The organism is Pseudomonas imperatae (assembly GCF_057128625.1).
This window is the reverse complement of sequence record NZ_JBSKHP010000026.1, coordinates 17,830-35,492: the sequence shown is the minus strand read 5'-3', so window position 1 is coordinate 35,492 and position 17,663 is coordinate 17,830. Positions and strand designations below refer to the sequence as shown.

General features: G+C 67.1%; 18 protein-coding genes. 11 read left to right on the top strand and 7 right to left on the bottom strand.

Going from position 1 to position 17,663, the window contains the following annotated elements:
- Nucleotides 1–479 precede the first annotated feature (479 nt).
- The gene (locus ACWKWX_RS26030) at nucleotides 480–665 is read left to right on the top strand and encodes a hypothetical protein (protein WP_416423209.1); all 186 of its coding nucleotides are present in this window, start codon (nucleotides 480–482) and stop codon (nucleotides 663–665) included.
- A gap of 12 nt (nucleotides 666–677) precedes the next feature.
- On the opposite strand, the gene ACWKWX_RS26025 is transcribed toward ACWKWX_RS26030, so the two are convergent.
- From ACWKWX_RS26025 to ACWKWX_RS26000, 6 genes are all read right to left on the bottom strand, one after another.
- The gene (locus ACWKWX_RS26025) at nucleotides 678–1,475 is read right to left on the bottom strand and encodes an acyl-CoA thioesterase (protein ID WP_483829279.1); all 798 of its coding nucleotides are present in this window, start codon (nucleotides 1,473–1,475) and stop codon (nucleotides 678–680) included.
- Between the two features lie 84 nt (nucleotides 1,476–1,559).
- A complete protein-coding gene (locus ACWKWX_RS26020; protein WP_473005887.1) occupies nucleotides 1,560–2,324 on the bottom strand; it encodes a CHAD domain-containing protein in 765 nt (254 codons plus the stop codon).
- Nucleotides 2,324–4,315 carry a transglutaminase TgpA family protein gene (locus ACWKWX_RS26015; protein ID WP_416423206.1) on the bottom strand — a complete coding sequence of 664 codons (1,992 nt, stop codon included), beginning with the start codon at nucleotides 4,313–4,315 and terminating at the stop codon, nucleotides 2,324–2,326. Before ACWKWX_RS26015 ends, ACWKWX_RS26020 begins: the two co-directional genes overlap by 1 nt.
- Nucleotides 4,312–5,295, bottom strand: coding sequence for a DUF58 domain-containing protein (locus ACWKWX_RS26010; protein WP_483829278.1), 984 nt, complete (start codon nucleotides 5,293–5,295; stop codon nucleotides 4,312–4,314). The genes ACWKWX_RS26015 and ACWKWX_RS26010 overlap by 4 nt, the downstream gene beginning before the upstream one ends.
- Complete coding sequence (locus ACWKWX_RS26005) at nucleotides 5,265–6,182, bottom strand: AAA family ATPase (RefSeq protein ID WP_416427561.1); 918 nt, start codon at nucleotides 6,180–6,182, stop codon at nucleotides 5,265–5,267. The genes ACWKWX_RS26010 and ACWKWX_RS26005 overlap by 31 nt, the downstream gene beginning before the upstream one ends.
- A gap of 51 nt (nucleotides 6,183–6,233) precedes the next feature.
- Complete coding sequence (locus ACWKWX_RS26000; protein WP_416423204.1) at nucleotides 6,234–6,512, bottom strand: hypothetical protein; 279 nt, start codon at nucleotides 6,510–6,512, stop codon at nucleotides 6,234–6,236.
- 217 nt (nucleotides 6,513–6,729) lie between these two features.
- Here ACWKWX_RS26000 and ACWKWX_RS25995 point away from each other — a divergent pair, with 217 nt between their 5' ends.
- Nucleotides 6,730–6,891: a hypothetical protein gene (locus tag ACWKWX_RS25995; RefSeq protein WP_483829277.1), complete on the top strand. Its 162-nt coding sequence runs from the start codon at nucleotides 6,730–6,732 to the stop codon at nucleotides 6,889–6,891.
- Between the two features lie 438 nt (nucleotides 6,892–7,329).
- Here the strand turns inward: ACWKWX_RS25995 and ACWKWX_RS25990 are convergent, their stop codons facing one another.
- A complete protein-coding gene (locus ACWKWX_RS25990; protein ID WP_416423202.1) occupies nucleotides 7,330–7,620 on the bottom strand; it encodes a DUF3077 domain-containing protein in 291 nt (96 codons plus the stop codon).
- Between the two features lie 427 nt (nucleotides 7,621–8,047).
- On the opposite strand from ACWKWX_RS25990, the gene ACWKWX_RS25985 reads away from it, so the two are divergent.
- From ACWKWX_RS25985 to ACWKWX_RS25945, 9 genes are all read left to right on the top strand, one after another.
- On the top strand, nucleotides 8,048–9,022 hold the full coding sequence (locus tag ACWKWX_RS25985) for a hypothetical protein (RefSeq protein WP_416423201.1): 975 nt from the start codon (nucleotides 8,048–8,050) through the stop codon (nucleotides 9,020–9,022).
- The gene (locus tag ACWKWX_RS25980; RefSeq protein WP_416423200.1) at nucleotides 9,019–9,393 is read left to right on the top strand and encodes a hypothetical protein; all 375 of its coding nucleotides are present in this window, start codon (nucleotides 9,019–9,021) and stop codon (nucleotides 9,391–9,393) included. The genes ACWKWX_RS25985 and ACWKWX_RS25980 overlap by 4 nt, the downstream gene beginning before the upstream one ends.
- A gap of 123 nt (nucleotides 9,394–9,516) precedes the next feature.
- Nucleotides 9,517–10,560 (top strand): patatin-like phospholipase family protein, encoded by a 1,044-nt coding sequence (locus ACWKWX_RS25975; protein WP_416423199.1) that lies wholly within the window; start codon nucleotides 9,517–9,519, stop codon nucleotides 10,558–10,560.
- A gap of 234 nt (nucleotides 10,561–10,794) precedes the next feature.
- Nucleotides 10,795–11,754, top strand: a complete 960-nt coding sequence (locus tag ACWKWX_RS25970; protein ID WP_416423198.1) for an AAA family ATPase — start codon at nucleotides 10,795–10,797, stop codon at nucleotides 11,752–11,754.
- A gap of 5 nt (nucleotides 11,755–11,759) precedes the next feature.
- Complete coding sequence (locus ACWKWX_RS25965; RefSeq protein ID WP_416423197.1) at nucleotides 11,760–12,704, top strand: DUF58 domain-containing protein; 945 nt, start codon at nucleotides 11,760–11,762, stop codon at nucleotides 12,702–12,704.
- A complete protein-coding gene (locus tag ACWKWX_RS25960) occupies nucleotides 12,701–13,195 on the top strand; it encodes a DUF4381 domain-containing protein (protein WP_416423196.1) in 495 nt (164 codons plus the stop codon). Before ACWKWX_RS25965 ends, ACWKWX_RS25960 begins: the two co-directional genes overlap by 4 nt.
- Nucleotides 13,188–14,264 (top strand): vWA domain-containing protein, encoded by a 1,077-nt coding sequence (locus tag ACWKWX_RS25955; RefSeq protein ID WP_483829276.1) that lies wholly within the window; start codon nucleotides 13,188–13,190, stop codon nucleotides 14,262–14,264. The genes ACWKWX_RS25960 and ACWKWX_RS25955 overlap by 8 nt, the downstream gene beginning before the upstream one ends.
- Nucleotides 14,261–16,027: a vWA domain-containing protein gene (locus tag ACWKWX_RS25950; protein ID WP_473005883.1), complete on the top strand. Its 1,767-nt coding sequence runs from the start codon at nucleotides 14,261–14,263 to the stop codon at nucleotides 16,025–16,027. The genes ACWKWX_RS25955 and ACWKWX_RS25950 overlap by 4 nt, the downstream gene beginning before the upstream one ends.
- A complete protein-coding gene (locus tag ACWKWX_RS25945) occupies nucleotides 16,024–17,652 on the top strand; it encodes a BatD family protein (RefSeq protein WP_483829275.1) in 1,629 nt (542 codons plus the stop codon). Before ACWKWX_RS25950 ends, ACWKWX_RS25945 begins: the two co-directional genes overlap by 4 nt.
- The last annotated feature ends 11 nt before the right edge of the window (nucleotides 17,653–17,663 follow it).

Sequence of the window (17,663 nt, the reverse complement as noted above, 5' to 3'; positions counted from 1 at the left end):
CCATCAGGCCATGGCACGGTGCAACACATGTAGCACCGGCCGTGAGGCCGGGTCGCGCCGTGCGGACGGCGCTCGATCTCAAGAGCGCCACACCTCTCCCGACATGCACCTGCGGGCCCACGCAATTCCAACACGAACCCACCGAATCCAACCCGCAACCCGCGTAGCCGCTGCCGCCAGGCTGCGCTGGCCCGAACGTTCGCTGAAGATCTTCGGCGTGCATGCCTTGAGCCTTGCAGCGCTTGCGAAATCCAGCGCCGCCCGCGCGGCGCATCGCGAGCAAGCTCGGCTCCTACGGCTTGTTGCACCGTGCCATGGCCTGATAGATAGGCGTTGCCAGCCTTGTAGGTTTGGCGAGGCATCGGCGGCGGGGCCAAAGGCGCGTGCTATCACCCCCATAGCCAACCCTCATTCGCCCCCGGCCCTGCCCCGCACTACGCTTACCTCAAGCAGCAACGTAGCGCATCGAGGAGAGCACCATGAGCAAGTACCTGCCCCACTTTCATTGGCACAACAGCGTCGACCACACCGCCGAACTGATCGGCCTGCCGCTGATCGGCCTGGGCGGGCTGCTGGTGGCTTCAGGCGCCGTGGACGGCAGTTTCCCTGCCGTGGCGGTGGGCGTCATCGGCGTGATTGCCGGGCTGGGCCTGCGCAAGGCGTGAAAACAGCTGTCGTCAGCCGAACACCGTCACGGTCTGCCGGCTCATGGCAAGCAACGCCCCCTCAGCCGTCCACAGCATCGCCGAGGTGTGCCCATAGCCATCCTGGGCATGCTCGATGGTCGCGCAGTAACGGCACCAGTCCTGGGTGCCCAGCGGCACCAGCGGCTGGACGAATTCGATGGTCCAGCTCAGGGTGCTGCCCGGCGCCGGCTTGCTCAGGTGCGGTAGCACCGCAGGCGGCCAGGCATCGACCAGGGCCAGCAGGTGGGCGACGCCCACGGGCTCTGCCACCGGCTCGTCGCGCAGGCGCACCCAGCCGCCCATCTGCCGCCCCGGGCTGTTGGTGAACGGCAGCCCGCCAATACCCCAGCGCAGGTCCAGGTGACGGATGTATTCCGGGGTGACGCCCTGGATATAGGGCAGCGCCGTGCTCTGCTCCAGCGGCTTGAGCGCCACCGCAGGCTCCGCCGCAACGCTGATGGCCGATTCGCGCGGGGCGCCGAAGCTGGCCTGCATCAGGGTCACGGTGCCGCCTTCGGCAACGGCCCGGCCCAGTAGCGTGACCACCGACTTGCCCTCGCGCAGCACCTCCACCTCAAAGCTGATCGGCGCCTGCAACGGCGCCGGCGCCACGAAGGTGATGGCCAGCGAGCGCACCGGCTGGCCCGGGCCGACCTTGGCCTGCAGCGCTTCGAACAGCAACGCCGCCATCAGCCCGCCATAGCCGGCACGGCCCTGGGCCCATTCGGCAGGCAGGGTCACGGCCTGTGGGTGCTGGCGCACGGCGGCCAGCAGTTCGGCAAATTTCATCGGCACCTCGGCACGGGACGCAAAGGTTCCATGGTAACCAGCGCGCTCCTAAGCAACAGGCGCCGTTTCGGCCATTTGTCCGGCTTAATGGCCCATGGCGCCGAGCAGCTTGTCCAGCGCCAGGTCGCTGCGCTGCTCGCCCTTGAGCAAGCCCGCCTGCCATTCATGCAGGCACGGCAGCAGGTCGGGCTGCTGCTCCACCTGCAACAGCCACTGCCAGTTGTCATGCCAATCACCCAGCGTGGCCTGGGCCTGCTTCAGGCGCTTGACCAGCCTGGCGTCGGCCTTGTCCAGCGCCGGGTACGCCTCGGCGCCGTAACGCGCGCGCTTGATCAACAGGCGCAGGCGATGGCGGTCGTGGCCGGGGTCTTTCAAGGCATGCTCAAGCTGGCGCCATTGCTTGGCCAGGCGCTTCTCGATGCGCCCACGCAGGTTGCCGATCAGCTTCTGGCGCTGGGCGGCGCGGGCAAAGCGCGGGAAGCCGTCGAGGATGCGAATCAGGCGCCCCAGCTCGGCACTGGCCGCCACGGCGGGGAACACCCCGCGCATCTGCGCCACGCGCACCTGGGCCAGGTCATGGTGGCCGCGCTTGTGCAGGTGCGCGGCCAGCACTTCGCGGTCGCGGTGGGGCGTGGTCAACTGGCCCACGGCCCTGGCTGCCTCTTCCAGTTGGTCTACCCCCGGCAGGCCACGCAATGGCCGGATCAGGCTGCGCAAGCGGCGCACGGTGGTGCGCAGGTCGTGCAGCGCCTCCGCGTCGGTCTCGGCCTGCAACCGCGCCTGGCAGGCCAGCAGGCGCACCTCGATACCCAACAGGTGGGCGATGACTTCATCGAGCATTTTCGACATTACAACGACTCCCGAACCGCCGCAGGGTGCAGGCCCTCAAGGCTGGCACGCACTGCTTTGAATTGTTGACGCAACACCGCAACGTCCAGCGGTTGGCCACCATACCGCTGGCCGATGAAAGTTTGACTGAAGGCCTCGATGGCTGCCGCCTGGGCGCCCAGCTGGCGCGCGGCGCGACGGGCGAACGCCTCGGCGCCCTCCCCCGTGGCCCGCACCAGGCCATGACGGGCCAGCAGCACCTCGAACGCCTGGTAAATCCGCAGCTGGCTATCGGCCGGGCGTTGCCAGGGCTTTAGCAGGACGATAGCCAATATCGCCAGCATCACCAGCAAGCCTGCCGGCAATATCGAGCTGGCCAGGTCCTTGAACCAGCGGTTGAGAAAGTCCAGCTGCTGCGCCGCCTGGTAGCCCAGCACCCAGCGCTGCCAGCCATAGTTGAGATTATCCCAGCCCAGGCGCAGCTCGTTGACCCAGGCAAATCGCCGCAGGCGCAGGGGCGAGAACGGCGCATCGCCAAGAAATTCCTCGTCCGCCGCCAGGGCATCCTCGGGGCCCGACTCGATGCGCAGTGGCGACACCGCGGCCGTGGGGTCCACGCTGCGCCAGCCGCGCCCGGCCTGCCAGTACTCGACCCAGGCATGGGCGTCGTACTGGCGCAACGTGAGGTAATGCCCGGCGGGGTTCAGCTCGCCGCCCTGGTAGCCCACCACCATGCGCGCCGGGATGCCAGCGGCGCGCAGCACGAAGGTCATGGCCCCGGCGTAGTGGGCGCAGAAGCCACGGCGGCTGTCGAACAGGAAGCTGTCGATGCTGTCGGCGCCCAGCGCAGGTGGCTTGAGGGTGTAATGATAGTCCTCGTCGCGAAAGCGTTGCAGCATGGCCTGCACCAGTGCGTCGGGCTGGGCGTAGCGAGCCTGCAGTTCATGGGCCCACTGGCGGCTGCGCGGGTCGCCGCCGTTGGGCAGGCGCAGGTCCTGGCGGCGCATGGACTCGCTCAGTTGCAGGTCGCGGATGGCCTGCGGCGACGAGGTCACCTCGTACAGCAGCGGGCGGTCCTGGGGCTGCACCCGCTGCAGGCGGAAGTCGGCCATTTGCCGCGCGCCGGGCAGGTCGGTGCGGGCTACGTCCAGCCCATACAACCAGCGCCCGCCCAGCGGTTGTTGAATGATGCGGTAGCGATATTGCGCGCCACTGGGCTGCCAGGGCGCCACCGGCAGCCCGCGCGACAGCTCCGACTGGCTCCAGCGCGCGCCGTCGAAGCGCTCCAGGGTGAAGGCGCGCCAGTACAGCGCCTGGCGTGGCGGCATCGGCCCGTCAAAGCTGACCTGCATCACCAGTTGCGGCGAGCGGCCCAGTTCGGCCACGTCGCCCGGGGTCATGCTTTCCGCCAGGCCCGTCTGCGATTTGTTGCTGGGAATGGGCAACGACCACAGGGGCTCCATGCGCGGGAAGAACACGAAGAACAGCAGCATCAGCGGCAGCGCCTGGGCGAGGATGGTCAGCGCCAGGCGCAGGGTGGCCAGCGGTCGCGCCACCAGGCGCGTCTGCTGCAGGCCGATCATGGCCGTGAGCAGCGCCGTCACCGGCAGCACGCTGTACAGCGCCCACGGCAGGCTGGCGTCGTACAAGTAGGCCACCACCACGCAGAAGAAGCCCAGGTAGATCAACACCCGCGCGTCGCGCGAGCTGCGCATCTCCACCACTTTCAGCATGAAAGTCGCAACCAGCAGGCTGGCCGCCGCGTCCAGGCCAATCAGCACGCCGCGGGACAAGAACACCCCGCCGGCAGTGGCCACCACCATGCCCACCTTCAGCAACAAGCCCGGGAAGGCGGCACGCATGCGGAAAATTTGCACGCGCCACAGGGTGCAGCCCAGCCACAGGCCAATCATCCAGGGCGGGACGTGGGGCCAGAACGGCACGATCACCAGGCACTGCGCCAGCAGCAGCCACACCAGGCTGATGCGCGGAATGGCCGGCGCCTGGCTCATGGCTTTTGCCCGTACAGCGCCAGCGCCCGCAGGCAGGCCTCGCGGTGGCCGTCGCTGCACTCCACCGGCAGGTACAGGCCCGGCAGGCGCAGGGCGAACGGCCGCTGCTCGCGGGACAGCGCCAGCACCCAGTGGCACAGCCGCGACAAGCGCTGTTCGACGTCGCCGCCCAGGGCCATGAAATCCAGGCACAGGTCGCGGCCACGCAGGTCGGCGAATTCCTTGACCAACAACTGTGCGCCACGCGAATAGGCCTTCCAGTGCAACCGCCGCCAGGAGTCACCAGGCTGGTAGGCCTTGAGCCCCTGGTAGTCATCCACGCCCTGCCCGGCCACGCGCTGGCCTTCGCCTTCGACGTCCTGCAGGTCGCTGGCCATCACCGGCAGCTCGCCCTCCAGCGGCCGCGGGTAGACCAGCACCTGCTGGCCCAGGTTGCAGTAACTCCAGGCGCGCAGCACGCCCAGGGGGAAGGTGCTCTGCAGGCGAATGCGCGGCGCCGGCAACCAGCCGCGCGCCAGCGTGGGCAGGTTCAATTCCAGCTCCAGGGCGCTGCGCGCAGTGATGTCGACGCTTTGCAGCTGGTTGGTCGACCAGCCTACGCCGATGGCCTGGTGCTCGCGGTTGACGCTTTCCAGGCGCAGCACGAAGCGCGCGTGCTCCCCGGCAAACACGGCAGGCGTGCCGGCGCCACTGATGCGCAGGCCGCTGAGGTTGCGAAAGGTGTGCAGTATCGCCACCACGAACACCGAGCCCAGCAGGAACACCAACGCGTAGGCCATGCTGTTCTGGTAATTAATTGCCGCCAGCAGGATCAGCAACAGCACCACGCCGAACGCGGCACCGCTGCGGTCGGGCATGATGTAGATCTGCCGCTGCCCCAATTGCACCTGCGCCGCCACCGGCGAGCGGCGTGCCTGCCACCGGACCAGGCCCTGGCGCAGGCGCGCGATCACAGCGCCGCCACCTCTTTGAGCAGCCACTGCACCAGCGCGCCGCCCCCTTGGCCGGTGGGGTCGGCGCGTTCGCGCAGGCGGTGGCTGACCACCGACGGCAGCACCGCCTGCACGTCCTCGGGAATCACGTAGTCGCGGCCCAGCAGCAACGCCCAGGCGCGCGCCGCCGCCAGCAGCGCCAGGCTCGCCCGCGGCGACAGGCCCCAGGCGAACTGCGGCTGGGTGCGGGTGGCTTCCACCAGGCGCAGCACGTAATCCACCAGCGCGTCGCTGACCCGCACCTCGCGGGCCTGCTGCTGCAGCACGGCCAACTCTTCATGGTCGAGCACCGCGGCCATGCGCGGCAGCAGCTCGCGGCGCGACTCGCCCAGCAGCAGGGCCTTTTCCGCCGCCTTGGCCGGGTAGCCCAGGGACAGGCGCATCAGGAAGCGGTCCAGCTGCGACTCGGGCAAGGCAAAGGTGCCGCCCTGGCTGGTGGGGTTCTGGGTGGCAATGACGAAAAAGGGTTGCGGCAGCGGCCGAGTGGCGCCCTCGATGGTCACCTGGCCCTCTTCCATGGCCTCCAGCAACGCGCTCTGGCTCTTGGGCGTGGCGCGGTTGATCTCGTCGGCCAGCACCAGCTCGGCGAAGATAGGCCCGGGGTGGAAGACGAACTGGCCACTGTCCTTGTCAAACACCGAGGTGCCGAGGATGTCACTGGGCAGCAGGTCGGAGGTGAATTGAATGCGCTGGAAGCGCAGGCCCATGACCTTGGCCAGGGTGTGGCTGAGGGTGGTCTTGCCCATGCCGGGCAAGTCCTCGATCAGCAGGTGCCCCCCGGCAATCAGGCAGGTCAGGGCCAGGCGCACCTGGTGCTGCTTGCCCAGCAGCACCTCGTTCACGGCTTCCAGGCAGGCGGATAACTGGCTGTGCATCATGCAACCCCTCCGTATCGAACCGGCCGAAGCCTGCGGCTAACGCACCGGTCAGCGCCCCGCGCGCGACTCGCGAATGTAGAACCGCGCCTTCTCGGCCTTCTCGGTGCAGCCGTCAAAGGCCTCGAACTGCTGCTGGGTCTTGGCGCCGGTCAACAGCGACAGCGCCTTGGAATAACTCACGGTGCCGGCGAAACCTTCGGCCTTCGCCAGATCCAGCTCGTGCCAGGCGGCATCCAGCTGCGTGGCGCAGGTGTCGCGGTAGGCGGTCTTGCCGGCACAACCTGTCAGAGCCAAGGCAAACAACGGCACGCAGATCCAGGCTTTCATGGAGTGACACCTCAAAAAAATACGGTATTGGATGCTGGCTCAGACGCTGGGCCAGGGAAAAAGTGCCGTGAAAGTAGCGTAGCAGGGCCTTGGAAGCCAGCGTGGTGTTGAGGGTGGGGGGAGGCAGGGGGGAATATTTCCGCATTTGGGAAATTTCCTGCGTGGGTGGGGAATAAGCCTGACATTTCGATCGTGCGTCGTCAGTCATCATCGCGCCATGAAAAAGAGCACAGCAAAATCCAAAGTGGAAATGATTACTCGCTTCCAGGCCGAGGCTCGCAAGCTGGCAGGTCAACTGTCCGACAATCAAAAACACTTCCTGAAGGTCATTGCCACGAGCGATAAGAACCTCGAGCCGCTAGGACGCCTTGCCGGTTGAGCGATGCCCCCACGCAGCCTTGATGTCGAACACAAGGCTGGCAACGCCTGTCCATCAGGCCATGGCACGTTGCAACAAATGTAGATGCTGCCGCCAGGCTGCGTCGCGCCGCGCGGGCGGCGCTCGATCTGAAGAGCCATGGAAAAACCAAGGCATGCACCTTTGAGCCATGACGCGGTTTCACGGCAGGCGCACCGGGCGTTCTTCGAAGATTCCTATTGGCGACCGCGCCACGGCCTCCAGGTGCCCGCCAATGCTGCCTTGCCGCTCTTGAGATCGAGCGCCGCCTACGCGGCGCGACGCAGCCTTCGGCAGCTGCTACGTTTGGTGGAACGCGCCATGGCCTGAAAGGCTTGCACCGTAGCCGCTGCCGGAGGCTGCGCTGGCCCTGTGCGCCACTGAAGATCTCCAGCGCACATGAAGGCCAGCGCAGCCAGCTTAGTGCTCGGCGCCAGAGCGGTGTGCGAGCAGGCCTTGAATGGAGGCGTCGACCAGCGCTGCGCTCCACTCCCCAAGGCGCACAGCCGCCCAGCGCAGGCGCCGGTCATCGTGGAAGTCGCCCAAGGCCAACTCCTCGTTGATGGCCGTGGCGCATTGCATGGCCAGGGCGGCTTGCTCCAGCGCTTCCAGCAAGGGGATACCCGCCTGGATGGCGAACAGGTAGTGGCCCTCCTGTTCGGATTTGCCGAAGGGGACGTGTTCGGTGCATGGGGTGTCGTGGTTGTTCATTTAAATCTCCATGTAGAAATGGAGCTGTACGCAGGGTGACGGACCGGCTCCTGAAGAAAACCCGGCGCACGTAAACGTGCCTCGCGCACAGCAACCATTGTGGTTTGCCCAGGCGAACGGATTCGCTGGCAAGCAACAGGTGTTACTGCTTTTCTTCAGAAGGATGAACAGGCCGTCAAACCCGGCCGCAATGCGTTGCGGCGCAGAGAAGATTAGAGACGGTAATCACGCCATACAACCCCTACATTTCATGGCTTGGCTACCCATGCATGCCTAAAGGCCCCGCATTCATTGGCCTGCAGCCATCCCAGAGGAACCACCTCCCTGACTTCTCGGACATTTCCGCCCACCAAAAGCGAATCACCCTACATCCATCCCCACTGCCCCCTTCCATCATCTCCCTCTGCCATTTGCCAGAGGTCACGTCGTGTCCCAGCCCTACGCCTACATCAACGAACCCCTGCAGACCTTCAGTGAACTCAAGCAAAGATTGGGACTGTCCCCCAGCAGCGCCATCAAGTTCGACCAACTCAACAACCACATCCGCAACACAATGGTACTGCCCGGCCAATTGATCATCGTGCCCGACACCACCAGCCTTGCGTGCACAGTAGAAGAGGGGTGGCTGATGCAAAGCGCGCGGGACGTGAAGCAGGCGATGATTGCCAATCAGCTGGGTGGCGATGGTTTCGTGCTGAAGAACTATGATTTTTTGCAGAGTTTGCTCGGCTACTCAGCACTCGGGGTAGGAGCTTCAACCGCTGCCTGGAGCAAACACTTGGCTGAAATCGAGAAAACCCTGAAGGAAGTCGAACGGTTGCACGCGCGGTATCTGCGCGGTGGGGCAACTGAAAGCAGAAACAGATTCATTGCCGAGCGAACCATTCTGTTCAGGAAGCTGGATGGCCAACTGGACGGCATGGCCCGCTACGGGGCTGGAATGAAGAACAGCGGCTCGATTAAAAAGATGCTCAATATCTCCACGCGACGATACAGGCAAAGCGGGGAAATCAAGCAATACGCCCAACGAATGGCGAAAGTTGCCAACGCGGCCAGGCTGTTGAAAAAAGGTACTTATGTGGGATGGTTCCTGGATAGCACATCTACCGCATTGGAGATTCAAGAGGTTTGCAACGCGGGCCGCGAAACCGAGTGTACGGAGGCACAGTTTGTCGAGGCCGGAAAGCTCGGCGCCGGAATTTTGGGTTCGCACTTCGGCGGTACCGTTGGAGCGGTCATGGCCACTGCGGCCTGTGCAGTCGCACTGGGCCTGACCACGGGCCCTGGGGCGCTGGCCTGTGCTGTCATCGGTGGCGCGGGCGGTGGCTTTGCAGGAGGCATGCTAGGCCAGGCTGGCGGCGAGCACGCAGGGCGCTTTTTATACAGGCAGGCAGCGCAATGACCCTGGCCACAATCGAGACGGTGTATTGCATATTCACCCTGTGGCTGCTCATTCACGCCGCTTGCCTATATACCTTCAGCTACAAAAACGTTGTTGCACTGGAAAAGATTTTGGAAACTTCGCAATGGGTGCAGGAAAACAAGCGACACTGGCCCAGCAATGGATTCTTCGACCTGACCTTCAGGGTCGGCTGCATCAATACGCTGTTGTGTTTTCCAAAAAGATGCCATGCACAGGGCATGGTCAACGTCGCGGACCTTGTAAAGATCCCGCGCCGGCAGCGGCTGGTTCTGATGACGATTTTCAACACAGGTTACCTGGGCCTCCTGGCAATGGGCTGCTGGGCTATTTTTGTGCATTACGCAAATTAGCCCTGCCTTACAGATCGCCGCCCAACAAAAAACCAAAACACCCCCGCCCCACCCTTGTCCCGCCCCCACCCAATGGCGCATTGTGGACCCACCAAGCAACGCCACGCTCCGGGGGGCTCCAGCATGAAGAAACGCGTCGCACTGGTACTGGGCTCGGGCGGCGCCCGGGGGTATGCGCACATTGGCGTGATCGAGGAAATCGAGCGCCGGGGCTATGAGATCGGCTGCGTGGCCGGCTGTTCCATGGGCGCGGTGGTGGGTGGCATCTATGCCGCCGGCAAGCTGGACGAATACCGCAATTGGATCGAGAGCCTGGACTACCTCGACGTGTTGCGCCTGGTGGACGTGAGCTTTCGCCTGGGGGCCATTCGCGGCGAGAAGGTGTTCGGGCAGATTCGCAAGATCGTCGGCGAGCTGAACATCGAGGACCTGCGCATTCCCTACACGGCAGTGGCCACCGACCTCACCAACCAGCAGGAGATCTGGTTCCAGGAAGGCTGCCTGCACCAGGCCATGCGCGCCTCGGCGGCGATTCCCAGCCTGTTCACGCCGGTGATCCAGGGCAACCGCATGCTGGTGGACGGCGGCATCCTCAACCCGCTGCCCATCGTGCCGGTGGTGTCCAGCCACTGCGACCTGATCATCGCCGTGAACCTCAACTCCACCAACCAGAAGCAATACCAGTTGCCGGTGATCGAACGGCCGGCGGCGTTCAAGCAGCGTTTCAACGCGCTGCTCAGCTCCCTGGGCTCGCACCTGCCGTTCCGGCGCAAGCAGGCCGAGGCCTTGCTGCAGCTGGAGCAGGAAACCCTGAAGCCCGCCGCGGCTATCCTGCCCAACCCGTGGCTGGCCGACGCGGCGTCGCCCAACGCCCAGCAGCCAGCCGCCGCGCCCGAGGAAGACGGCGCGCCCAGCTCTGCCACGGGTTCGATCATCGTCGATAACGTCGGCCCGGCGTCGCTGCTGGACCTGATCAACCAGAGCTTCGAGGTGATGCAGACCTCGCTGGCGCAGTACAAGATCGCCGGCTACCCGCCGGACATCCTCATCAACGTGCCCAAGCGCGTGTGCCGGTTCTTCGAGTTCTACAAGGCGCCGGAGCTGATCGAGCTGGGCCGGCTGATTGCCAGCGATACGCTGGACAATTACGAGCGCGAGCGGCACTAGCCCCGTAGCCGCTGCCGCAGGCTGCGCTGGCCCTATGCCCCACTGCAGATATTCGGTGCACTCAAGGGCCAGCGCAGCCTGGCGGCAGCGGCTACGAGATCTGTGGCGCCTTCGGCAATGCACAAAGATTTTACCGCCAGCGTTAGTCCTGCAAGGCCCGGATAGATTAAAGTAATGCCCCCGGCCCGGGCGTTATCTTGACGCACCGGTCACCTTCTCCAGGAACCTTCATCGATGGAACATCGTGAAGCGCTGATCGCGCTGCGAACCTTTCTCTCCACCCAGATCCTCGGCCAGGAAAAACTGATCGACCGCCTGCTGATCGTGCTGCTGGCTGACGGCCACATGCTGGTCGAAGGCGCGCCTGGGCTGGCCAAGACCAAGGCCATCAAGGAACTGGCGGAAGGCATCGAGGCGCAGTTCCACCGCATCCAGTTCACCCCCGACCTGCTGCCCGCCGACATCACCGGCACCGAGATCTACCGCCCGGAAACCGGCAGCTTCGTGTTCCAGCAGGGGCCGATCTTCCACAACCTGGTGCTGGCCGACGAAATCAACCGCGCCCCGGCCAAGGTGCAGTCGGCGCTGCTGGAGGCCATGGCCGAGCGCCAGGTCAGCGTGGGCCGCAGCACCTACGAGCTGTCGCCGCTGTTCCTGGTGATGGCCACGCAGAACCCCATCGAGCAGGAAGGCACCTACCCGCTGCCCGAGGCCCAGCTCGACCGTTTCCTGATGCACGTGAAAATCGGCTTTCCTGACGCCGCCGTCGAACGCCGCATCCTCCAGCAGGCCCGCGGCGAAGCGCTGAACGGCGAGACCAAGCCCGAGCGGCGGGTCAGCCAGCAGGCCATCTTCGCTGCGCGCAAGGAAATCCTCGGGCTGTACATGGCCGACGCCGTGGAGGAATACCTGGTGCAGCTGGTGATGGCCACGCGCACCCCGAGCAAGTTCGACGCCGAAATGGCCGAATGGATCGCCTACGGCGCCAGCCCGCGCGGCTCCATCGCCCTGGACCGCTGCGCGCGGGCCCACGCCTGGCTGGCGGGGCGCGACTTCGTCAGCCCCGAGGACATCCAGGCGGTGCTGTTCGACGTGCTGCGCCACCGCATCATCCTGTCGTTCGAGGCCGAAGCCGCCGGCATCGACCAGGACCGGGTGATACAGCGCATCCTCGACGTCGTCGCCGTCGCTTGACCAACATGTCCGTGCCCGCGCCTACCGCACCCGGCACTCGCATCAGCCTCGCCGAGCTGATCGAGATGCGCCACCGCGTGCGCGAGGTGCAGCTGTTCTCCACCCCCGGCCAGCGCAGCCCGCTGATCGGCCTGCACCATTCCAAGCTGCGCGGCCGCGGCGTGGACTTCGACCAGGTGCGCGTGTACCAGGCCGGCGACGACGTGCGCAGCATCGACTGGCGGGTGACCGCACGCACCCAGGAGCCGCACACCAAGCTGTTCCATGAGGAGCGCGAGCGGCCTATCTATATTCTGGTCGAACAGAGCCAGCGGCTGTTCTTCGGCTCGGGGCTGATGTTCAAGTCGGTACTGGCCGCCCAGGCCGCTGCGCTGATCGGCTGGGCAGCGCTGGGCCACAACGATCGCATCGGCGGCCTGGTGTACGGCGATGGCGAGTATTACGAGGTGAAGCCGCGGCGCAGCAAGCAGAGCCTGCTGCAGCTATTGAACCGCCTGGTGCGGGTCAACCAGTCGCTGCACACCGACAGCCGCCACGACGACGAAGCCCTGAGCATGGCCCTGCGCCGCGCCCGCGAGGTGCTGCGCCCCGGCAGCCTGGCCTTCATCATCTGTGACGAGCGCGCCCTGAGCAGCGCCGCCGAACAGCAGCTCAGCCTGCTGTCGCGCCACTGTGACCTGCTGTTGCTGCCGCTGTCCGACCCGCTGGACCACGCCCTGCCGGCCGCCGGCCTGCTGCGTTTCGCCCAGCGCGGCGCGCAACTGGAGCTCGACACCCTGAACCCCGAACTGCGCCAGGCCTACCGCGCCCAGGGCGAGGCGCGCATTGCCCGCTGGGAGCGGCTGGCGCAGAAGTTGCGCATCCTGATGATGCCCCTGAGCACCCAGAGCGAAATGATCGAACAGCTGCGCGAATACCTGAACCCGCACAAACCGGGCAAAAGCCAATGAGCAGCCTGGACGACCTGCAACCGCTGATCACCCCGCCGCCGCCCGGCCTGTGGCCGCCCGCCCCCGGCTGGTGGCTGCTGCTGGCCTTGCTGCCGGTGCTGGGCTGGGGCCTGTGGCGCCTGCGCCGCTTTTTGCCCAAGCGCAAGGCCGCAGCGCCGGTGGAGCAGCCACTGGACCCGGTGCGCCAGAACGCCCTGGACGAACTGGCGCGCCTGCCCAAGCCCTACGACGGCGCGCCCGCCGGCGCCTGGCTGCAGCAGATCAACGCGCTGCTCAAGCGCCTGTGCCGCAACCATTACCCCAACGCCAACAGCCACACCCTCAACGGCCGGCAGTGGCTGGCGTTCCTCGACAACCGCTGCCCGGCCGCCGGCCTGACGCGCTGGATGGTGCTGGTGGAAGGCGCCTACAAGCCCGAATGCAAACTCGACGACAAGGCCATCAAGGGCCTCAACCAGTCGGTCGAGACCTGGATCCGCAAACATGTTTGAGTTCGCCTGGCCGTGGATTTTCCTGCTGGCGCCGCTGCCCTGGGTGCTGCGCGCCCTGCTGCCGGTGGCCGACAGCGGCGAGCCGGCGCTGAAAGTCAGCTTCCTCGACGAGCTGGAAGGCCTGGCCAAGCGCCGCGCGCGCATGAGCCTGCCCACCTGGCGCCAGCAGGCGCCCTTCGTACTGTTGTGGCTGTTGCTGCTGGGCGCCGCCGCCCGCCCGCAATGGCTGGGCCAGCCGCTGCCCATCGCCGCCAGCGGCCGCGACCTGCTGGTGGCCGTTGACGTCTCCGGCTCCATGGACTACCCCGACATGCACTGGGACGGCGACGACGTCAGCCGCCTGACCCTGGTCAAGCGCCTGCTCGGCGACTTCCTGGAAAACCGCAAGGGCGACCGCGTGGGCCTGATCCTGTTCGGCAGCCAGGCCTACCTGCAGGCGCCGCTGACCTTCGACCGCCACACCGTGCGCACCTGGCTCGACGAGGCGCGCATCGGCATCGCCGGCAAGAACACTGCCATCGGCGACGCCATCGGCCTGGCGGTGAAACGCCTGCGCATGCGCCCGGCACAGAGCCGCGTGCTGATTCTGGTCACCGACGGCGCCAACAACGGCGGCGAGATCCACCCCCTGACCGCGGCGAAACTGGCGGCCGAGGAACACGTGAAGATCTACACCATCGGCATCGGCGCCGACCCGTCCGAGGACGGCGCCCTGGGCATGCTGGGCATCAACGCGAGCATGGACCTGGACGAGGCCAGCCTCACCGAAATCGCCCGCCTGACCGGCGGCCAGTACTTCCGCGCCAAGGACGGCGAGCAGCTGAAGACCATCGGCGCCAGCCTCGACCGCCTGGAACCGGTGACCCAGCAACCCACCCAGGCCCGCCCTACCCAGGCGCTGTACAGCTGGCCGCTGGCGGCGGCGCTGCTGATGAGCCTGCTGCTGGTGGTGCGCGAGCAATGGCCGGACGCCCGCTGGCAGCGCCTGCTGACCCGCCGGCATTTCCTGCCGGCCAGCAGCGACTGGCGTGAACGGCTCAAGCGCCTGCGCTTGCGGAGGCGCCGATGATCGCCCTGTGGCCCCACTGGTTCCGGCCCGCCTGGCTGTTGCTGCTGCCCGTACTGGGCTGGCTGCTGTGGAAGGTCTGGCACCGGGAGAAACGCGCCGGGCGCTGGCAGGTGCTGCTGCCGCCGGCTTTCCACGCCATCCTGCTCAACGGCGCCCACGGGCGCGGCAGCAAGACCCCGTGGGTCGTCCTCGGCCTGGCCTGGCTGCTGGCCGCCCTGGCGTTGCTGGGCCCCAGCTGGCAGCGGGTGGAACAGACCAGCCAGAAGCCCGCCGACCCGCTGGTGGTGATGCTGGAACTGACCCCGGACATGCTCGCCACCGACGTCGCCCCCAGCCGCCTGGAACAGGCCCGGCGCAAGCTGCTGGACCTGCTGCAGGCGCGCCGCGATTCGCAGACCGCGATCATCGTCTACGCCGGCTCCGCCCACGTGCTGGTGCCGCTGTCCGATGACCTGGCCACCAGCCGCAACCTGCTGGACGCGGTCAAGCCTGCGATCATGCCGCAAAGCGGCCACCGCGCCGACCTGGCCGTGGAAAAGGCCCTGACCCTGCTGCACCAGGCCGGGCTGGGCCAGGGCCGCCTGCTGCTGATCGGCTCGTCGCTCAGCGACGCCGAGCGCGACGGCATTGTCCAGCGCCTGGGCCGCGACGCCCCGCGCCTGCTGATATTGGGCATCGGCACTCGCGACGGCGCACCGGTGCGCGACGAACAGGGCGAATACCTCAAGGACGCCCAGGGCGCCATCCTGCTGCCGCGCCTGGACAACATCGGCCTGAAGACCTTCGCCGGCGAAGTCGGTGGCCTGTACCGCCAGGCGCACCTGGAAGACGACGACCTCGGTGAGCTGGGCCTGCTCGACGGCCCGCTGAGCCTGCGCAGCACCGGCCAGACCGTGCAGCTGGACAGCTGGGCCGACCAGGGCTACTGGCTGTTGCTGCCGCTGTTGCTGCTGGCCGCCTGCGCCGGGCGCCGCGGCTGGTTGTTCTGCCTGCCGCTGCTGCTGTGCCTGCCGCAGCACAGCTTTGCCGCCAGCTGGGACGACCTGTGGCTGCGCCCCGACCAGCAAGGCCAGCGCCTGCTGCAGCAACAGCGCCCGGCCGAGGCCGCGCAGCACTTCGAAGACCCGCAGTGGCAAGGCATTGCCCTGTACCGCGCCGGCGACTATGCGGCCGCCGCCCAGCACTTCGCCCAGGGCAACGAGGCCCAGGACCATTACAACCGCGGCAACGCCCTGGCCAAGAGCGGCGAGCTGGAAGCGGCGCTGGACGCCTACGACCAGGCCCTGGAGCGCCAGGCCGACCTGGCCCCGGCGCTGCGCAACAAGGCGCTGGTGGAACAGTTGCTGCACGAACAGCAACGCAAGGCCCAGGCCGCCGCCGACGCCGCGGCGCAAGCAGCACGGGATGCCGCCAACAGCCAGGCCACGACTGCACCCACGCAAAACGCCCAATCCGACGCCGCCGCGCAACAGGCGCAAAACGCCCAGCAGGCGGCCAACACCGAACAACATCCGCCCCAGGACCAGGCCAAGGCCGGCAACAACCCCACGCCAGGCGATACTGACAGCACTGCGGCCACTAGCCAGACGCCGGACGCGCAAACGCCGATCTTCGCTCCGCCGCCGCCCACCGACGGCGACCTCAACGACGAGCAGCGCCAGGCCCTGGAGCAATGGCTCCGGCAGATTCCCGACAACCCGTCGGAACTGCTGCGGCGCAAATTCTGGTATGAACAGCAACAACATCAGGAAAAGACCCGATGAGTCGCGCAAGCGTCCTGCCCCTCACCCTGCTGCTCGCCGTGCTGGCCAGCCAGGCCCACGCCGCCGCGCTCACCGCCAGCGTCGACCGCGCGCGCCTGGCCGTGGGCGAGACCCTGGTGCTGACCCTGGAAACCAGTGACGTCACCCAGTTCGGCAAGCCCGACCTGACCGGCCTGGACGCCGCCTTCGAGGTGCGCGACACCCGCCAGGTCAACCAGCTGCGCACCCTGGGCGGCGACAGCGAGGCCACCACGCGCTGGCTGATTACCCTGGCGCCGCGCCGCGCCGGCACCCTGAACATCCCCTCGCTGCAGGTGGGCGACCTGCACAGCGAGGCCATCAGCGTGCAGGTGCTGGCCAGCCAGGCGCCGGATGCCAACACCGAGGCGCCGGTGTCCATCGAGGCCAGCCTCGACACCAACAGCGTCTACGTGCAGGCCCAGGCCGTGCTCACCGTGCGCGTCTACCATTCGGTGGCGCTGTACGACGACAGCAACATGACCCCGCTGCAGGTGGCCGACGCGCGCATCGAGCCGGTCGGCGACACCCGCACCTACGAAAAGCTCATCAACGGCATCCGCCACGGCGTCATCGAAAGCCGCTACGCCATCTACCCGCAGCACAGCGGCAGCCTGCAGATTCCGCCGCTGACCTTCAGCGCCACCGAGGTCGAACCCGCCCCTGCGGGCCAGGACGCCAACAGCCCGCACCCGGGCAAGCTGGTGCACGTGACATCGGCGCAGCTGGAGCTGACCGTCAAGCCCAAGCCCGCCAGCTACCCCACCGACGCGCCCTGGCTGCCGGCCCACAGCCTGGCCCTGAGCGAAAGCTGGAACCCCGAGCCCGACCACCTGCAGGTGGGCGACTCCATGACCCGCACCCTCAGCCTCAAGGCCGAAGGCCTGTCGGCCGCGCAACTGCCGCCGCTGCCGGGCACCGACAACATTGCCCTGCGCCGCTACCCCGACCAGCCGCAACTGAGCAACCTGGTCAACGAACGCGGCCTGGTGGGCAGCCGCGACGAGCGCGAGGCGCTGGTGCCGGCGCGCGAAGGCAGCATCGAGGTGCCGGCCATCGACGTCACCTGGTGGAACACCCAGGAAGACCACCTGGACCACACCAGCCTGCCGGCGCGCACCCTGCAAGTGGCGCAGAACCCGACCCTGACGGTGGACACCCCGGCCGCCAGCAGCACCGCCACGCCGCTGCTGTGGCCGTGGCAGCTGAGCACCCTGGTGCTGGCGCTGACCACCCTGGCCGGCTTCGTGCTGTGGTGGCGTGCACGCTCGCAACCCGCCGTGGCCCGCGTCGCGCAGGCCGGTCCCAGCCCGCGCACGCTGCTGGACGACCTCAAGCGCGCCTGCCTGGCCAACGACCCCCAGGCCACCCGCCAGGCCCTCGACGCCTGGGCGCGGCAGCAGCCCGAGACCCTGGCCGACATGGCCGCGCGCTTCGTGCCGCTGTCCGACGCACTGGACGGCCTCAACGGCGCGCTGTACAGCGAAAGCGGCCAGCACTGGCAAGGCCAGGAGCTGTGGCGCGCCATCGGCACCATCCCCGCCAGCGAAGCCGTGCAGGCGCCCGTCGGCGACAACGGCGCGTTGCCGCCGCTCTACCCCAAATAGCCAGCCCCTGC

Excerpts from the sequence above, each read along its gene's own strand:
- ACWKWX_RS25990 (WP_416423202.1), bottom strand. The coding sequence starts at position 7,620 with ATGAACAACCACGACACCCCATGCACCGAACACGTCCCCTTCGGCAAA.
- ACWKWX_RS26025 (WP_483829279.1), bottom strand. The coding sequence starts at position 1,475 with ATGAAATTTGCCGAACTGCTGGCCGCCGTGCGCCAGCACCCACAGGCC.
- ACWKWX_RS26015 (WP_416423206.1), bottom strand. The coding sequence starts at position 4,315 with ATGAGCCAGGCGCCGGCCATTCCGCGCATCAGCCTGGTGTGGCTGCTG.
- ACWKWX_RS25965 (WP_416423197.1), top strand. The coding sequence starts at position 11,760 with ATGTCCGTGCCCGCGCCTACCGCACCCGGCACTCGCATCAGCCTCGCC.
- ACWKWX_RS25970 (WP_416423198.1), top strand. The coding sequence starts at position 10,795 with ATGGAACATCGTGAAGCGCTGATCGCGCTGCGAACCTTTCTCTCCACC.
- ACWKWX_RS25980 (WP_416423200.1), top strand. The coding sequence starts at position 9,019 with ATGACCCTGGCCACAATCGAGACGGTGTATTGCATATTCACCCTGTGG.
- ACWKWX_RS26020 (WP_473005887.1), bottom strand. The coding sequence starts at position 2,324 with ATGTCGAAAATGCTCGATGAAGTCATCGCCCACCTGTTGGGTATCGAG.
- ACWKWX_RS25975 (WP_416423199.1), top strand. The coding sequence starts at position 9,517 with ATGAAGAAACGCGTCGCACTGGTACTGGGCTCGGGCGGCGCCCGGGGG.
- ACWKWX_RS26005 (WP_416427561.1), bottom strand. The coding sequence starts at position 6,182 with ATGCACAGCCAGTTATCCGCCTGCCTGGAAGCCGTGAACGAGGTGCTG.
- ACWKWX_RS25950 (WP_473005883.1), top strand. The coding sequence starts at position 14,261 with ATGATCGCCCTGTGGCCCCACTGGTTCCGGCCCGCCTGGCTGTTGCTG.
- ACWKWX_RS25955 (WP_483829276.1), top strand. The coding sequence starts at position 13,188 with ATGTTTGAGTTCGCCTGGCCGTGGATTTTCCTGCTGGCGCCGCTGCCC.
- ACWKWX_RS26030 (WP_416423209.1), top strand. The coding sequence starts at position 480 with ATGAGCAAGTACCTGCCCCACTTTCATTGGCACAACAGCGTCGACCAC.
- ACWKWX_RS25995 (WP_483829277.1), top strand. The coding sequence starts at position 6,730 with ATGAAAAAGAGCACAGCAAAATCCAAAGTGGAAATGATTACTCGCTTC.
- ACWKWX_RS25960 (WP_416423196.1), top strand. The coding sequence starts at position 12,701 with ATGAGCAGCCTGGACGACCTGCAACCGCTGATCACCCCGCCGCCGCCC.
- ACWKWX_RS26000 (WP_416423204.1), bottom strand. The coding sequence starts at position 6,512 with ATGAAAGCCTGGATCTGCGTGCCGTTGTTTGCCTTGGCTCTGACAGGT.
- ACWKWX_RS25945 (WP_483829275.1), top strand. The coding sequence starts at position 16,024 with ATGAGTCGCGCAAGCGTCCTGCCCCTCACCCTGCTGCTCGCCGTGCTG.